The following is a 15,210-nucleotide window of genomic DNA, read 5'->3' as shown; positions in this document are numbered from 1 at the left end:
GGTATAATATGCTATCTTCTTATGAAATCTCTGCCACAGGGCTACACTAGCAGCAGCTATCGGCAGATCGTTACGGCACCACCCGGGATGATCACTTATTTACATAGAGAAGGGATGAACAACCGTATGAATAGATGGCATCAATTACCGAAGGTAGATCTTCATGTTCATCTGGACGGAAGCCTCTTGCCGGCCACCGTCCTTGATATCGCTGCAGCCGAAGGCATCGAACTGCCGGCACACGATGCGGCCGGCCTGATTCCTTACATGCAGGTTGACGATGAGTGCCGCAGCTTGCCGGAGTACTTAAGCAAGTTTGGCTTCACGACCCGGTTCATGCAGTCAGGCGCTGCGCTCGAACGCGTGGCTTATGAAACGTTGGCGCAAGCCGCCTCGCACAATTGCCGTTATATCGAAGTCAGATTCGCGCCGCAGCTGCACAGACTTCGCGGGCTTCGGCCGGAGGAAGCCATCCATCATGTTATTGAAGGCATGAAGCGTGCGGAGCAGCAGTTTGACATTAAGGGCCGGGCAATTGCGATCTGCATGCGCCATCATGGCCGTGAGGATAATTTGGAAGTGATCGAATCTGCTGCCCGATATGCCGGACGCGGACTGGTCGCCGTTGATTTGGCGGGGGACGAGGCGTCATACCCGCCGGAGCTGTTCCGCGAAGTATTCGCGCTTGCGCACAAACGATCATTGCCTGTCACGATTCACGCCGGCGAAGCGGCAGGGGCGGAGAATGTCTATGAAGCCGTCAAGAATCTGGGTGCGTCGCGAATCGGTCACGGCGTCCGCCTGCGAGAGAACCCGGCCATTCTCCAAATGATGCTGGAGCAGCGCATTCCGCTTGAAATGTGCCCGGTCAGCAACATCCAGACCAAAGCCGTGGCGGACTGGGGTGTCTATCCGATCCGCGATTATTTCGATCAAGGGTTGATCGTCACGCTGAATACGGATAATCCGAGCGTCTCGGGCACGGACATTACGCGCGAATATCGCATTGTTTCGGAGAAATTTGATTTTACGGATGCGGAGCTGGCTTCAATTATTCGCAATGGCGTAAATGCAGCCTTCCTGGAGGAATCGGAGAAGAAGGCGCTGAAGCAACGCGTCGACCAAGAGCTGCAGGCACTCGGGATAAAATAATGCGAGCACTCGTTCGGATATTGGAAGGATTTTCTACTATCTTCATCGAAGAATAGGGAGAAGGATTCAGCCAAAATGCCAAGGAGGAATTCGCTACAATGGGACAACGGGTTGTATTGCTAATTGGGACGAATAAAGGAGTATTTCAATACTCCTCGGATCTGGAACGGAAGGAATGGAAGCTGAGCGGACCTTTTCTTCCGGGCTGGGAAGTGTACAGCGTGCTTGGAGACAGCCGTCACGGCAATCGCATTTATGCCGGTACTTCGCATGCGGCTTACGGTGCATCTATCCGCGTGTCGGATGATTTCGGCGAAAGCTGGACGCAAGTGGAGAATGGCCCGTCTTACTCTCAAGAGAGCGGATTCTCCTTGAATCGAATATGGCAGCTCGTACCTGGCGCAGAGCCGGATACGCTGTATGCCGGGGCCGAGGAAGCGGGATTGTTCGTCAGTTATGATCGCGGCGTGAATTGGCGCGAGCTGAAAGGCTTGACGGAGCACCCAAGCCGGCCAAACTGGTTCCCGGGTGCGGGAGGCATGTGCTTGCATACGATTATTATCGATCCGTCGAATAAGCATCGGATGTGGGTGGCCATGTCAGCGGTCGGCGTCTTCCGTTCCGAGGACGGCGGCGAGACTTGGAAAGCGTGCAACAATGGGCTTGCGCGCGTCCCTACGGGGCAGCCTTCGGATGAGGTCGGCTACTGCATCCACAAGATGGTAATCGACCCGACGGATTCGAACACGTTGTATATGCAGGAGCACAGCGGCGTGTTCAAATCAACGGATGGCGGCGACAACTGGTTCGCCATAGAAGAAGGTTTGGTCTTGAAAGGCGATGACGCGCCATTCGGCTTCCCGATCAGCGTCTCGCCGACAGGCGATCTGTTCCTTGTCCCGCTCGAGAGCAGCGAACAGCGCTCGATGAGAGGCGGCAAGCTGCTCGTTTACGGCATGGCCCCGGGCGAGAGCCGGTGGGAGCCGGTCGGCGATGTGATGCCTGACGAGGAGCGCCATGTCAGCGTGCTGCGTGACGCCATGGCCGTAGATTCGCTGGATCCATACGGTCTTTATTTCGGCACGACATCCGGTGAAATCTTCTGTTCGACAGATCGCGGCGTAACGTGGGACAGGCTTCCGGGACAGTTCTCCCGTATTCTGACGGTCAAACCTTGGATTATAGAGGAGTAATGCGTGTGCGTATTCAAGTATCCGTGCCGCTTCTGCTGAGCGACAGCACGAAGGGCAGATCTTCGTTCGAGCTGGAAGCGGGAACACTTCAGGAGGCACTGCAGCTGCTGATCGAGGAATATCCACTGCTGAAAGTGCATTTGTACACGGAGCAGGGCGAGGTGCGGAAGCATGTGCTGCTCTACTACAATGCCGATAACATTGCCTGGCTGGAGCGGCTTGATATTCCGCTTGCGGAAGGCGATAAGCTGCGCGTGCTGCAGGCTGTTTCCGGGGGATAACGGAGCGGTTGCGATAACTTATAGAACGGTATAGAGAGCCGCCTAAATCTGCTGCAATCCGGCATGAAGGGCGGCTTAATTGGCAAGAAGAGAGGTTGATGGTCTTGAGTCTTGACGAACAATCCAATAACCGCGAGCGCTATTCTCGGCAAATGCTGTTCCCTCCAATCGGAGTGAGTGGACAGCAGAAGATTGAGGCAGCAACCGTCGTTGTCGTTGGCATGGGGGCGCTCGGCACTGTCATCGCTAATCATATGGCAAGAGCCGGGATCGGCACTTTGCGTATTATTGATCGTGATTATGTGGAGCGCAGCAACTTGCAGCGGCAGATGCTGTACGACGAGGACGATGTGCTGCAGGTCAGGCCTAAAGTGGTTGCTGCACAGCGGAAGCTGGGGTTCATTAACGCAGACGTAACTGTGGAGGCGATCGTCTCACATGTGACGGCCGAGAATGCGGAGGAGTTGGTTGCCGGCGCTGATCTCGTGCTGGACGGCACGGATAATTTTCAAACTCGACTGCTGCTCAATGATGTGTGCTTCAAGCGGGGAATCCCGTTCATCTATGGCGGTGCCGTCAGTTCGCATGGCATGACAGCGGTGTTTATCCCCGGACAGACCTCTTGCCTGCGCTGCCTGCTCGGTGCGGGAGACAGCGGCGGGGACACCTGCGATACTGTCGGCGTCATCTCGCCGATCGTGGATATCATCGCTTCTCTTCAAGCGGTTGAGGCGCTCAAATTTATCGTCGGTGCGACGGGCGCGCAGCGGCAGGGCTTGCTGTCGTTGGAGATTTGGCAGCATCAGATGATGGATTTGAAGCTGCCGCCGGCAAGAGAGAATTGTCCAACCTGCGGATTGCGGCAATTTCCATCCTTGCAGGCTGGGAATGGCGGCGGCGGGGCGGTAACGTTGTGCGGCAGGGAGACCGTTCAGATTAGCGGCTCGCGAGCGCTTGACTTGGAGCATATGGCTGCGAAGCTTGCGCGCTCCTGCGAGCTGCAGCGGAATCCGTATTTGCTCAAGGCATTGCTACCGGAAGGGGAGCGGCTTGTCCTGTTCGCAGATGGACGCGTGCTCGTGCAGGGAACGGAAGATCTCGATCGCGCGCAATCGCTTTATGATCGATATATCGGTTCATAAAATTTTTGTAAATTTAAGTATGGAAGCTGGAAGTGACGGTCATAATAGCAGAGGGCAAGCGAAATAGCTTGCACTTTGCAGGTGACCAGGTGAAGGCAACCTAAAGAAACAGTTAAGAAATGGAATCACGTTGCTTTTCGTATATAGATATGCTAATATGATTTTAGTGAGAAAAGACCTGAATTCACATATTGAAAAGGGTTGTCATAAAGTCAGATGGTACCTTTTTCAATGTGTGATTTTTTTATTTGCAAAACGAATAAAAAGTACATGTTAATTTAATTTTGGAGGTTTTCCTAATGCAAACAGGAACAGTTAAATGGTTTAACGCAGAGAAAGGTTTCGGCTTCATCGAAGTTGAAGGCGGCAACGATGTATTCGTACACTTCTCCGCAATCGTAGGCGAAGGCTTCAAGTCCCTTGACGAAGGCCAACGCGTTGAGTTCAACGTTGTTCAAGGCAACCGTGGACCACAAGCAGAAAACGTTGTAAAACTGTAGTTTTATAGCGAACAACAACAAACTGCCCTTAACGAAAGTTGAGGGCAGTTTTTTTATAATTCCGGGAGGGATGCGCCTTGTATAATCGCAAGAAAATCGTAGAGGATATCCCTGAAGAGAACACAGCGATTTGGAGCTGTGAGACAGAAGGTTGTAAAAGCTGGATGCGTGATAACTTCGCCTTCGATGTTGCTCCTTCCTGCCATGTGCATCATACACCTATGGTCAAGAGCATGAAGATGCTTCCGGCCTTGAACAACAACAACTCTTTAAAAAGCTCGAAAAATTAGTCGTCCCTTCCCGGGACGGCTTTTTTTTGCGCGGATAAGGGGTTAGGTGGTACAATTGAGGAACAAATGTTCGATTTGGTTGGCCTAAAGGAGATGCCATGGGAGATCATATACAGCTGTCTGTGCGTGCATTGGTGGAGTATGCCTATCGGAGCGGAGATATCGAATCGGGTTTCCATGTCATGAGCTCCATGACGGAAGGCACCAAGGCGCACCAACGCATCCAGAAGCAATATGGCGAACAAGATCAGAAGGAAGTATATGTAAGCGCGGAGATCGTCATGGATGATCTTCTCTTTGTCATTGATGGACGCTGTGATGGGCTGCTCATCGCGGGAGAAGATGGCGGCCTTATCGTGGATGAAATTAAATCGACCGCTGGACGGCTGCCGGAGGAGATCGACCATACATACCCTGTTCATTGGGCGCAAGCGAAGTGCTACGCCTATATGATTGCTAAGGACCGAGGGCTTCAGGAGCTCACGGTGCAGCTGACCTATGTGCAAGTGGAGAGCGAGGAAGAGAGGCGCTTCCTGCAGCGAGTTACTTATGAGGAGCTTACGGAGTTCGTGCACGAGATGGTGCGAAGTTATTATGCATGCGCTGCACAGCAGGTACGGCATCGAGAGCTCCGGAATCGCAGTATCCAGGAGCTTGCTTTTCCTTTTGCGGCGTATCGGGAAGGACAAAGGAAGCTGGCGGGTGCTGTCTATCAAACCATCGCAGAGGGCCATAAATTGTTTGCTAAGGCACCGACTGGCATCGGCAAGACGATCTCTACAATCTTCCCATCCGTCAAAGCGATTGGGGCCGGGCTGCTGCAGCGTTTCGTTTATTTAACGGCGAAGACGATCACGCGTACGGCGGCGGAAGAGGCATTCGCGCTGCTGCAGACGAAGGGGCTGCATCTGCAGGTGGTCACGATGACGGCGAAGGAGAAGATTTGTTTCCAAGAGGAAGTCCGGTGCTCCAAGGAGCATTGCCCGTATGCGGACGGTTATTACGACCGGATTAATGAGGCGCTGCTTGATTTGCGTTCGAACGAAACGCTTATTACACGCGAAGTGGTAGAGGTGTATGCGCGCAAGCACAGGGTATGCCCATTCGAATTTGCGCTGGATGCGGCATATGGGGCGGATGCGATGATTTGCGACTATAACTATGTGTTTGATCCGCGTGTCAGCTTGAAGCGCATGTTCGAGGAGCAGAAACGGCAGACGGCGCTGCTGATTGACGAGGCTCATAATCTTGTGGACCGAGCACGGGAAATGTATTCGAGCGACCTCAATAAAGCGGACTTCCTGGAGATGCAGCGGGCATTCAAAGGGGTAAACGGCGATGTTCACGGAGCGGCCAAAGCGGTCAATCAATACTACATCGCGCAGCGCAAAGCACTCGGCGAACAGCGGCAGGAGGTGGTGGAGTCGCTGCCGGAGCCGCTTGTGAGCTTAGTGGAGCAATTTGCTGCTGCGGCGGAGAAGGAGCTGCTTTCGCCGGCTGGTGGCAGCGTAAACCCGGAGCTGCTGGACTTGTATTTTCGGAGTCAAAGCTTCGTTCGCATCTCGGAGCTGTATGATGAGCGTTTCGTGACGTATACAGAGTCCTTGCGGGGAGATATGCGCACCAAACTGTTCTGTTTAGACCCTTCGCATCTGCTTGAGGTAATGAGCAAGGGATACCGCGCGATGGTCTTCTTCTCGGCTACGCTTATGCCGCTGAACTACTACATGGATATGCTGGGTGCAGGAGAGAACGAGGGGAGCTACAGCATTGTCATTCCGTCCCCGTTCTCGGCGGACCAGCTGGAAGTGACGATTGCTCCGTTATCTACTCGCTATCAGGATCGAGAGCGTACGAAATTTCCGATTGCAGCGCTCATTGCGAAGGTGACGCAGGAGAAGCAGGGCAATTATTTGGTTTTCTTCCCGTCCTATGCCTATATGAATGATGCGTATGAGCAGTATCAATTGCTTGTTGGTTCAGGTTCGAGTTCGGTGAGGACCATGGTGCAGGGGCCGGGTATGACGGAGGAGGAGCGGGAAGGGTTTCTGGCTGCTTTTCAGGAAGGCTCGGGGGAAACGCTGGTTGGTTTTGCCGTGATGGGTGGTATTTTCTCGGAAGGCATTGATCTGGTCGGGGATCGGCTCACGGGCGTTGTTGTCGTAGGAGTTGGACTGCCGCAAGTCGGGCTTGAGCGTGACATTATGAAGGCGTACTTCGACCGGACAGACCGCAACGGATTCGATTATGCGTTCTTATATCCCGGCATGAATAAGGTGCTGCAGGCGGGCGGGCGTCTCATCCGCTCGGAGCATGATCGCGGGAGCTTGCTGTTGATTGACGACCGCTACCTGCAGCCCCATTATAACCGGCTTCTGCCGCCGGAGTGGCTTAACTATCGTGTGCTGCGCGCATCTGAGGATCAGATGGACCCGAACACCTTCGTGCCGCGCGGTTGATTGCCCTCATCATCGGGTTCAATGGTAATGCCGATGCTGTCGTAATCGAGCTTCGCCGACGCGATAGGCATCGCGAGCAGGCCGATTCCGCGATCCGCTTGGCCAACGCGGAATGTGCCGGCGCTCGTGCGGACGCCGTCTTTGACGAGCCAGACCTGGTAGGCTTCCGCGCCTTTGGTTGCCGCAGCACCGAATAAATACACGACGAACTGCCGGCTCTGGCCGTTATCGACAATACAGGCAACGCCGGAAGACTTGCCGGCGAGCGGGCCTTGGGCCTTCAACGAAACAAGCTCGCTGATTTGAGCGGCGGATACGTGAAGCGCTTGCTCTACCGGAAGCGGCGCGATTCGCTGTTCATGCCGCAGCTGGATGTTCCACGCCGATAACAGCACGATTCCTGCAATGGAAGCGGCGAGCAGACCGGGGAGCAGCTTGAACTTGACTAAGCGAGCTCGAGGTTTTCTTGGACGCCATTGCGCGACATGGCTGCCTGCAGAGTCGGGAAGAATGTCCTCCGGACGAGCGGCAAGCGCGGCATTCATTACTTGCTGCTTCAGATCTTGGGGCGGCTCGATCCATTCGATATCGACGGGCAGTGCTTCCCAGGCTGTGCGCAATTCAAGCAGCTCCTTCTGACAGGCGTCGCAGTGAGGGAGGTGAAGCTCGAAGGCGAGCGATTCTTCTTCGTTGCATGCGCCGGAGACGTATTCCAGACATAGCTCGCATGGGGATGCGGGCGTTGTATCTTTCTTCTCCATCACAATCCCTCCTCTTCTGCCGGCAAATGTCTGCGTAATATTTTGAGCGTTTGATGCAATCGATTCTTCACGGTACCGAGCGGTTGATTATAGGCGGCAGCGAGCTCGCTTAAGCTATATCCCTGCCAGTAGAAATGCTCCAGCAGCATAATTTGCTGCGAGGATAGGTGGCGGTAGGCGCTGCGAATTTGCGCTTTGAGTGATTGACGCTCTGCACTCTCCTCAGGGGAAGTGACGGCGGCATCAGGAATACGCTCAAGCTCCTCCGGCACATAGGGAAGAAGCGGAGCGTTAATACGCCGCTGCTTGCGCAGCCAGTCCGTTGTCATATTACGCGTCACGGTTAGCAGCCAGCTGGTGAAACGGCCTTTATCCGGGTTGTAGTCCGACTCGGTCGTCCACAGCCGCATGTAGACAGATTGCGTAATATCCCTTGCGGACTGTTCATCCTTCAGCGACTTCAGTGCGAACGAATACACTAGCGCCGCGTAACGGTCGTATAGAACGGACAGCGCCTTGTGCTGCTTGGCTTTGATGAGCAGCATCAATTCATGATCAGCAAGATTGTGCATACCGGCAAGCCTCCAGAACAGACGTCGATAATGTAGACCCATGTACCATTCTAACAACAGAGAGGGTAACCGCTTAAGCTGCGGCTACCCTATACAACGTTGTCCGATACTATTATTTCGCTGCTACGATAATGGTTGCCTGCATCGCCGGGTGAGGCGCGCAGTAGTAAGAAAATTCCCCTTCGGTATCAAAGGTAACGGACTTCTCTTCATCGAGGCCTAAGAGGCCGGTATCGAAGCTGCCATCGTCCGCTGTGGCCGTGTGCTTAACCTTATCCCGATTGATGAATTTCACGGTATCGCCCGGGCGGATGGTTAGACTGCTTACCGTGAAAGCGAACTCCTTAATCTCGACTACATAGGTTTTGCTCTTCACTTCGGCTTTTGAATTATCCGCACCTGCTGCCGGTTTATCAGGCTTTGTTGTTGTGCCTTCATCCGGCTTCGTCTCAGGCTTCGCAGCCGGTTTTGCTGGGGGTTTCGTTGCAGGCTTCGTCGATGGCTTGGCGGCAGGCGTCGTGGCCTTCGAATCATCATGATGGGCATCATCGTTGGAATCACCCTTCGTGCCGCCTTTATCATCGGCTGCCGGCTTAGGATCTGCCTTGACGTCGTCCGGCTTCGCCGCAGCGTTAGAATCGTCTGGCTTAGGCTCCGTTGCCGTGGCAGTCCCGCCGTTATTCGTTGAAGTGTTACCGCCCTTGTCGTCTACCTGGGTATCGTCAGTCGCAGGGGCCGGCTGTGCTGCCGGATCGTCGTCTGCTGAGGAGTTGACGGAGCTGTCCTCGCCGGAGCCGGGCGAGTCTGCTGCGTCATTCATCGCCATTTCATTGTGATTGACATGATTCTCTGTAGCGGCAGAATTGGTATTGCTGCTGCATGCGGACACCGACAGACAGATCAGCAAGCCTAAGGCGACCAACAGATATCCTTTGTTCCACGACGCTCCTACTCGGTTACTCCTCGTTTTCCTCTGCATGCGAAGTCACTCATTTCACAATAATTTGGCCGGTCATGAACTTCTTATGGGGCTCGCAGAAATAATCGTACGTACCCGGCTTGCTGATCGTAATCGTAAACGATTCGCCTTTGGCCAATAACGGGGTGTCGAAGCTGCCGTCAATTGCAACCGCATTGTGTTTCATATCGTCGAAGTTAGTGAAGACGATCTTCGAGCCGGCTTCCACGGTCAGTGGACCGGTGCCGAAGGAGTATTCTTTGATGTCTACGTGATAGGTTTTGACTTCGGCACTGGCAGTTGTACCTTTGAAAGCAACGGGATCAATGACATACCAAACGTTGTTCAAACCCTGCCCGTTGACATCGCCGTGTGCCAAGTCTTTGACGAAATAATAAAGCGGGAAGCCTTTATACGTAGATTGTTTACTGCCATCCGTGCGCGTAATGACGCCGAAATCAGAGCTCGCAATACCTGTAGGGGCTTTGGTGCCTGCACCCAGATAAGCCGGCCAGTTAGCCAAGCAAGTACTTTCACAAACGCTGCTGCCGGCTGTGTCTTTGTCAAAATAGTACAAGGTGCGTCCGTTCGCATCAGTTAAGTAGTTGCCGAGCTTCGTGGACGTGCCCAGCATAGCGGCGTAATCCGATTTGGCAGCGAACCATACGCCGCCGACAGCTTCCCCAAACACATCACCGGGAGCCGTGTCTTTGGCAAAATAGTAAAGCGGCCATCCTTTATACGTCGTTTGCATGGTGCCGTCAGCACGCATGTACATACCGAAATCGGCTGCGTTTAGGGATGAAGGAATTTGCAGCTGATCCGCATGGTAAATCGGCCATGCTTTCAGGCAGTCGGCTTGACAGGACTCTAGATTGGCAGCGTCCTTTGTGAAAAAGTAGAGCGTACGTCCTTTGCTGTCGGTTAAGTATGAGCCTAGCTTGTCTGTGGTTCCAAGTCCGATGTGTTCGCCTGCTGGCAGCACGGCAGAAGCGGTAATTACGTTCGCCTGCTGCAGTTGAGCAAACAAGGTAGCGCCCTTCGCGTTCGATGCGTTCAGCGCCTCAACAAGTGCTGTGGCGATATCTGCATTGGTCAGCTCGGATGCGGCGGCAATGTTCTTCAGCCCTTTGTTTTTCGCGAACGTGAAGGTAGCGTTGTATTGGAAAGCGGTGCCGGATTTGTAGCCCAGCGCTTCTAGCAGCACTTTATAGAACTGCTGTGCGGTGATGGAAACAAGGGGATTGAAATTACCGTTGCCTGTACCATTCCAGCCGAGCTCTGCGTGAGCGTTCAAATAAGCCAGAATAGCTTGATTGCTTTTACTTACGAGAGAAGCGTCTTTAAAGTTGCCGCTTTCTGTGAAAGCTTGAGCTTCTGCGAGTTTGCCTTGAAGACGTAACGAAATAATAGCGGCTTGGAGGCGGGTGGACGTCTTGCTGAGATAGGCGGCTGAAACCCCGTCGCCGTCACCTAACAGCAGGCCGAGCTTAGCGGCTGTGTCCGCATCTGTTGTAACCCCAGGGGAGCTCTCTGCTGCCGAGGCGTTCAGTACAGGGAGCAGCATGGCCAGACATACGGTTAAAGTCAGCAAAAAAAGCCCAAACCTTCTTGCTTTATTCATCGATCTTCCTCCTCCTAATAGTCGTTCTATTAGGAGGTAACGATGAGATAAGCCCAGCGGTTTGAGCGATTTTATGAAATTTGTTATTTATTTGGCTTCGATGAGCGATTTCTCGTACACGTTGATCCAGAAACCGTCGATGACGGAAGCACCTCGATGCGCGTAGCCGTTAGTAAGAAACAGCTTCTTGGCGCCTAGTTGGTTGGTTAGAGCGTCCAAATAAATCTGGCGGAAGCCGAGTTCCTGTGCCCTCTGTTCTAATTTGGTCAGCATCATCTGACCATAGCCGCGCTGCTGGAAATGAGGGTGAACACGCAGTCGTTTGATTTCAGCGGTATCATTGTCGAGCTTTTTCAGGCCGCCCATCGCTACTACGATACCATTCTGACCTGTTCCGACAAGAAAATCGCCGCCGCTCTCCAGATATTGCTCGTCAATATGAAAAATATCATGATAATGCTGATGAGTCGGTTCTACGCCTGCTGCGGAAATAACAAGAAGATGAAGCCGCCAGATGTCGTCATGGTCTGCGGTGGAATAACGCCTTATGTTGAACATAGCATTCTCTCCTTTTCCTAACCCGACTGTGTTGAGCAAGTAAATGCTTTATATGTAATATAATCTAACATAAAAGTGGTGGTGTATGACAGTTTTTTATGGGATTTGATGGGTTTGGGATCGAAATATTTCGTATGCGGCATATTGATGTTAGATTACAGGAATAAAATTGTTTCATGTTGAATAGAGGGTGCTTTTGCACAATAATGAAAGTAATAGGATCATGGTGGAAGACACAGGCGGTGTTATGTAATACCATGCCAGCGTGAAGAGGTGAGTGGAGGACATGAAAGTAGTCGTTGTATCGGATACGCACATGACACGGATGGCCAAGAAGCTGCCGGACCGGCTGATAAAGGAGCTTCACGATGCAGATGCCATTCTGCATGCGGGAGATTGGATGACGTTATCGGTATGGGATATGCTGCGTGCGTATGCTCGGACAGAGGGTGTGGCAGGCAACAATGACGGCGATGAGATTATTGCCAAGTTCGGCCACCGCAAAGTGCTTGATATTGGCGGACTTCGGGTCGGTTTAGTGCACGGTCATCTAGGGGCAGGCAAGCGCGAGGATACGGAAACGAATGCGTATCGGTCCTTCGAGCAGGGCAGCGTGGATGTGATCGTGTTCGGGCATTCTCATGTTCCGCTAATTCGGGAGCGAAGCGGCGTACTGCTGTTTAATCCGGGATCGCCGACAGATAAACGCAGGCAGATGCAGTATTCGTTTGGGATTTTTACAATAGAAGGCGGCGCTTTAGTGGCGGCCGATCATGTCTATTACGACGATAAGAGCTGACAGCAGGGGAGATTAGGGAGCTATGGGTGCGAAGATGCGTAATGTTGGCATATTTGCTCATGTCGATGCAGGCAAGACGACCACGACCGAGCAGATGCTCTATCAGAGCGGGCATATTCGCGCGCTGGGCAGCGTGGATACAGGGACGACGCAGACGGATTGGCTGGATGTGGAGCGGGAGCGGGGCATCTCGGTGCGTGCCGCAGTGACGCGGTTTACGTGGAAAGATACGCCGATTAACCTCGTGGATACGCCAGGCCATGTCGATTTTCTGTCTGAGGTGGAGCGGTCGCTACGAGTCATGGACGGTGCGGTGCTGATCGTATCCGCGGTTGAAGGCGTGCAGGCACAGACGGAAGTGATCTGGCAGGCGCTGCGCGATCTGTCGATTCCGACGGTTATTTATGTGAACAAAATGGATCGCATTGGAGCCGATGCTCTGGCTGTATTGGCACAGCTGCAACGATTGTTATCGCGTCAGGTGGTGCCTGTCGCGGCGCCTGTTGGGGCGGAAGCAGAGTTTACCGGAGCTGTGTCGGTGCTGTTGGAGGAGCAGGTGATTGGTGCCGGTGAGCAGTCGTGGGCGGAGCCGTACCGGCGCATGCTGGTGGAGGCGGTTGCTGAGCAGGATGAGTCGCTGCTGGAAGCTTATTTGGATGGACAGGCGGTGGATGATGCGCTGCTTGGGCGAGTGCTTGTCGAAGGCGTACATCGCAGCACGCTGTTTCCGGTTCTGTTCGGGGCATCGAACCGCGGGATTGGCGTGAAAGAGCTAATGGATGCGGTACTGACGTATTTGCCGGCGCCGAGCGGGTCGGAGGAGGCTCCGGTATCGGGTGTGATTTTCAAGATGGAACGGGACCCCGTGATGGGTAAAATCTCGTATGTCCGCCTCTTCGAAGGGGTCATCCGCAACCGCGATACGGTGCTTAATTACAGCCGCGACATGCAGGATAAAGTAACGCAAATTCGGCGAGTGACCGGGCAGAAGACGGAAGATATCGGCGTCCTGAAGGCCGGCGATATTGCGGCGGTGTATGGGTGGAGCCGCGCAAGAATCGGTGATGTCATCGGCGCGCCCGAAGGAGTGCCGGGAGAGAAACGGCTTGCGGTGCCGCTGCTCACCGTGCAGGTGCAGTGGAAGAACGAGGCGGAGTATCCGGCTGTCGTTGCGGCTTTTCAGGAACTGGCGGACGAGGATCCTCTGCTTGATCTGCAGTGGCTGCAGGATGAGCGAGAGCTGCATTTAAAGGTGATGGGGCCAATTCAGATGGAGGTGCTGACCTCCATCTTGCTGAGCCGATTTAAGCTCGAAGTCAGCTTCGGCGCACCGTCGGTTATCTATAAAGAAACGCCGGCTTCGGTTGGCGAAGGGTATGTCGCGTATTTGATGCCGAAGCCTTGCTGGGCGATCCTGCGTTTTACGATCGAACCGGGTGAGCGGGGAAGCGGGCTTGTCTATAAGTCGCTTGTTCGAGGCGAACGATTGTTGGAGAGTTATCAGAACGAGGTCGCTCGGAGAGTGCCGGAGGCGCTTCAGCAGGGACTGCGCGGCTGGGAAGTGACGGATCTGCGCGTCACGCTGATCGAGGGCGAGCATCATGTGTGGCACACGCATCCGCTCGACTTCGTCATTGCGACGCCTATGGGCATGATGAACGGCCTTGCGAACACGGGAACGAAGCTGCTGGAGCCATTGCTTCGTTTTCGGCTCTCCGTGCCGGAGGAGTACGGCGGCAAGCTCATGAACGAGCTTGTCCTCATGCGCGGCGAATTCGACGCGCCTATCGTGCGCCAAGAGCGAATGGAGCTGGAGGGCACGCTGCCCGTCGCGACCACGCTCGACTTCCCGGCGCGTCTGGGCTCCATGACCAAAGGCCGCGGCACGCTCACGACCTTCTTCGCCGGCTACCGCGAATGCCCGCCGGACGTTGACGTGTCACGCCAACGCCGCGGCGTCAACCCGCTCGATCAGGCGAAGTATATACTTGCCGTGCGGAATGCGCTGAGCGGGTAGCGGCTCAGATAGTCGGAAGAGTGGACTCTCAGCGGTCAAACTAGCTGGAAATCCCGATTGCTGGCTGCTGAGAGTGCGAAAAGTGGACTCTCAGCGTCGAAAACCGGGGTAAGTGAGGCTGAGAGTCGGGAAATCGAGCTCTCAGCGGTTAGACTAGCTGGAAGTTCCCCTCGTGTGATGGTGAGAGTCGTAAAAGCCGATTCTCACCGCCGAAAACAGGGGGAAAAGGAGCTTAGAGTCGGGAAAAGCGACTCTCAGTGGCCAAACTAGCTGGAAGTTCCCCTCGTGTGATGGTGAGAGTCGTAAAAGCTGACTCTCACCGCCGAAAACAGGGGGAAAAGGAGCTGAGAGACGGGAAAAGCGACTCTCGGTGGTCAAACTAGCTGGAAGTTCCCCTAGTGTGATGGTGAGAGTCGTAAAAGCTGACTCTCACCGCCGAAAATAGGGGGAAAAGGAGCTGAGAGTCGGGAAAAGCGACTCTCAGTGGCCAAACTAGATGACGTAAAATAGTTTGTGTACCAACATTTGGGCCTAGTCGGGCACAAAAAAAGTAGGGTATCCTCGGGGTTACGACACGCACCGAGAAAGGACCCTACCGATGAATATAATACCCGAAAACACGCTTTCTAATCTATTTGAAAATCTTGTCACCCAGTTTGTCAAAGATAACTTGGAGTCGTTGATGAAAGCTGAAATTAAACATTTTATGGCAAACACAGACGAAGAGCACAATAGCCGGAACGGTTACTACAAGCGCAGCCTGCACACCAAGTACGGTGCCATTGAGGAGCTTGAGGTTCCACGAGATCGACTCAAGTATTTGAGCCGTATCAGCGGCGGGATGGATGGCTTGAGGAAGCCGTGATTCAGATGTACAAAAGCGGTATGGGTACTCGTGACGTCG

General features: G+C 53.8%; 14 protein-coding genes and 1 pseudogene. 10 read left to right on the top strand and 5 right to left on the bottom strand.

Features of this window, described 5'->3' with window-relative positions:
* Positions 1-126: 126 nt before the first annotated feature.
* The 7 genes from add to BLW29_RS13225 all read left to right on the top strand — a co-directional run bounded on the left by add (position 127) and on the right by BLW29_RS13225 (position 7,017).
* Positions 127-1,152 (top strand): adenosine deaminase, encoded by a 1,026-nt coding sequence (add, locus tag BLW29_RS13255; protein WP_256208595.1) that lies wholly within the window; start codon positions 127-129, stop codon positions 1,150-1,152.
* 98 nt (positions 1,153-1,250) lie between these two features.
* Complete coding sequence (locus BLW29_RS13250) at positions 1,251-2,345, top strand: WD40/YVTN/BNR-like repeat-containing protein (protein ID WP_090980210.1); 1,095 nt, start codon at positions 1,251-1,253, stop codon at positions 2,343-2,345.
* 5 nt (positions 2,346-2,350) lie between these two features.
* Positions 2,351-2,626: a MoaD/ThiS family protein gene (locus BLW29_RS13245; RefSeq protein ID WP_177186610.1), complete on the top strand. Its 276-nt coding sequence runs from the start codon at positions 2,351-2,353 to the stop codon at positions 2,624-2,626.
* A gap of 104 nt (positions 2,627-2,730) precedes the next feature.
* Positions 2,731-3,768 carry a ThiF family adenylyltransferase gene (locus BLW29_RS13240; RefSeq protein ID WP_371264718.1) on the top strand — a complete coding sequence of 346 codons (1,038 nt, stop codon included), beginning with the start codon at positions 2,731-2,733 and terminating at the stop codon, positions 3,766-3,768.
* A 299-nt stretch (positions 3,769-4,067) separates the two neighbouring features.
* Positions 4,068-4,268: a cold-shock protein gene (locus tag BLW29_RS13235; RefSeq protein ID WP_025337122.1), complete on the top strand. Its 201-nt coding sequence runs from the start codon at positions 4,068-4,070 to the stop codon at positions 4,266-4,268.
* A 77-nt stretch (positions 4,269-4,345) separates the two neighbouring features.
* Positions 4,346-4,558, top strand: a complete 213-nt coding sequence (locus BLW29_RS13230) for a cold-shock protein (protein WP_090980204.1) — start codon at positions 4,346-4,348, stop codon at positions 4,556-4,558.
* A 98-nt stretch (positions 4,559-4,656) separates the two neighbouring features.
* Positions 4,657-7,017 (top strand): helicase C-terminal domain-containing protein, encoded by a 2,361-nt coding sequence (locus BLW29_RS13225; RefSeq protein WP_090980202.1) that lies wholly within the window; start codon positions 4,657-4,659, stop codon positions 7,015-7,017.
* Here BLW29_RS13225 and BLW29_RS13220 read toward each other — a convergent pair.
* From BLW29_RS13220 to BLW29_RS13200, 5 genes are all read right to left on the bottom strand, one after another.
* Positions 6,981-7,778, bottom strand: a complete 798-nt coding sequence (locus BLW29_RS13220) for an anti-sigma factor (RefSeq protein ID WP_090980200.1) — start codon at positions 7,776-7,778, stop codon at positions 6,981-6,983. The two genes, BLW29_RS13225 and BLW29_RS13220, sit on opposite strands and share 37 nt — an antisense overlap.
* The gene (locus BLW29_RS13215) at positions 7,778-8,350 is read right to left on the bottom strand and encodes an RNA polymerase sigma factor (protein ID WP_090980198.1); all 573 of its coding nucleotides are present in this window, start codon (positions 8,348-8,350) and stop codon (positions 7,778-7,780) included. The genes BLW29_RS13220 and BLW29_RS13215 overlap by 1 nt, the downstream gene beginning before the upstream one ends.
* Before the next feature lie 112 nt (positions 8,351-8,462).
* Positions 8,463-9,329: a plastocyanin/azurin family copper-binding protein gene (locus BLW29_RS13210; RefSeq protein ID WP_090980196.1), complete on the bottom strand. Its 867-nt coding sequence runs from the start codon at positions 9,327-9,329 to the stop codon at positions 8,463-8,465.
* Between the two features lie 10 nt (positions 9,330-9,339).
* Complete coding sequence (locus BLW29_RS13205) at positions 9,340-10,932, bottom strand: plastocyanin/azurin family copper-binding protein (RefSeq protein ID WP_090980193.1); 1,593 nt, start codon at positions 10,930-10,932, stop codon at positions 9,340-9,342.
* An 87-nt stretch (positions 10,933-11,019) separates the two neighbouring features.
* Positions 11,020-11,490, bottom strand: coding sequence for a GNAT family N-acetyltransferase (locus BLW29_RS13200; RefSeq protein ID WP_090980192.1), 471 nt, complete (start codon positions 11,488-11,490; stop codon positions 11,020-11,022).
* Positions 11,491-11,776: 286 nt separating this feature from the next.
* On the opposite strand from BLW29_RS13200, the gene BLW29_RS13195 reads away from it, so the two are divergent.
* The 3 genes and pseudogenes from BLW29_RS13195 to BLW29_RS13185 form a co-directional block, all read left to right on the top strand.
* Entirely contained in the window at positions 11,777-12,289 is a 513-nt protein-coding gene (locus BLW29_RS13195) for a metallophosphoesterase family protein (RefSeq protein ID WP_090980190.1), read from the top strand.
* A 22-nt stretch (positions 12,290-12,311) separates the two neighbouring features.
* Positions 12,312-14,306, top strand: coding sequence for an elongation factor G (locus BLW29_RS13190; protein WP_090980187.1), 1,995 nt, complete (start codon positions 12,312-12,314; stop codon positions 14,304-14,306).
* 598 nt (positions 14,307-14,904) lie between these two features.
* A pseudogene (locus BLW29_RS13185) lies at positions 14,905-15,210 on the top strand (transposase); the annotation flags it as partial.

This window comes from Paenibacillus sp. CF384, assembly GCF_900106745.1.
In the GTDB taxonomy this organism is placed as follows: Bacteria; Bacillota; Bacilli; order Paenibacillales; family Paenibacillaceae; genus Paenibacillus_Z.
Note: the sequence above shows the minus strand (reverse complement) of the source record. Positions and strands in the feature narration are given on the sequence as shown.

Excerpts from the sequence above, each read along its gene's own strand:
- BLW29_RS13195 (WP_090980190.1), top strand. The coding sequence starts at position 11,777 with ATGAAAGTAGTCGTTGTATCGGATACGCACATGACACGGATGGCCAAG.
- BLW29_RS13225 (WP_090980202.1), top strand. The coding sequence starts at position 4,657 with ATGGGAGATCATATACAGCTGTCTGTGCGTGCATTGGTGGAGTATGCC.
- add (WP_256208595.1), top strand. The coding sequence starts at position 127 with ATGAATAGATGGCATCAATTACCGAAGGTAGATCTTCATGTTCATCTG.
- BLW29_RS13220 (WP_090980200.1), bottom strand. The coding sequence starts at position 7,778 with ATGGAGAAGAAAGATACAACGCCCGCATCCCCATGCGAGCTATGTCTG.
- BLW29_RS13215 (WP_090980198.1), bottom strand. The coding sequence starts at position 8,350 with ATGCACAATCTTGCTGATCATGAATTGATGCTGCTCATCAAAGCCAAG.
- BLW29_RS13250 (WP_090980210.1), top strand. The coding sequence starts at position 1,251 with ATGGGACAACGGGTTGTATTGCTAATTGGGACGAATAAAGGAGTATTT.
- BLW29_RS13200 (WP_090980192.1), bottom strand. The coding sequence starts at position 11,490 with ATGTTCAACATAAGGCGTTATTCCACCGCAGACCATGACGACATCTGG.
- BLW29_RS13205 (WP_090980193.1), bottom strand. The coding sequence starts at position 10,932 with ATGAATAAAGCAAGAAGGTTTGGGCTTTTTTTGCTGACTTTAACCGTA.
- BLW29_RS13210 (WP_090980196.1), bottom strand. The coding sequence starts at position 9,329 with ATGCAGAGGAAAACGAGGAGTAACCGAGTAGGAGCGTCGTGGAACAAA.
- BLW29_RS13235 (WP_025337122.1), top strand. The coding sequence starts at position 4,068 with ATGCAAACAGGAACAGTTAAATGGTTTAACGCAGAGAAAGGTTTCGGC.
- BLW29_RS13190 (WP_090980187.1), top strand. The coding sequence starts at position 12,312 with ATGGGTGCGAAGATGCGTAATGTTGGCATATTTGCTCATGTCGATGCA.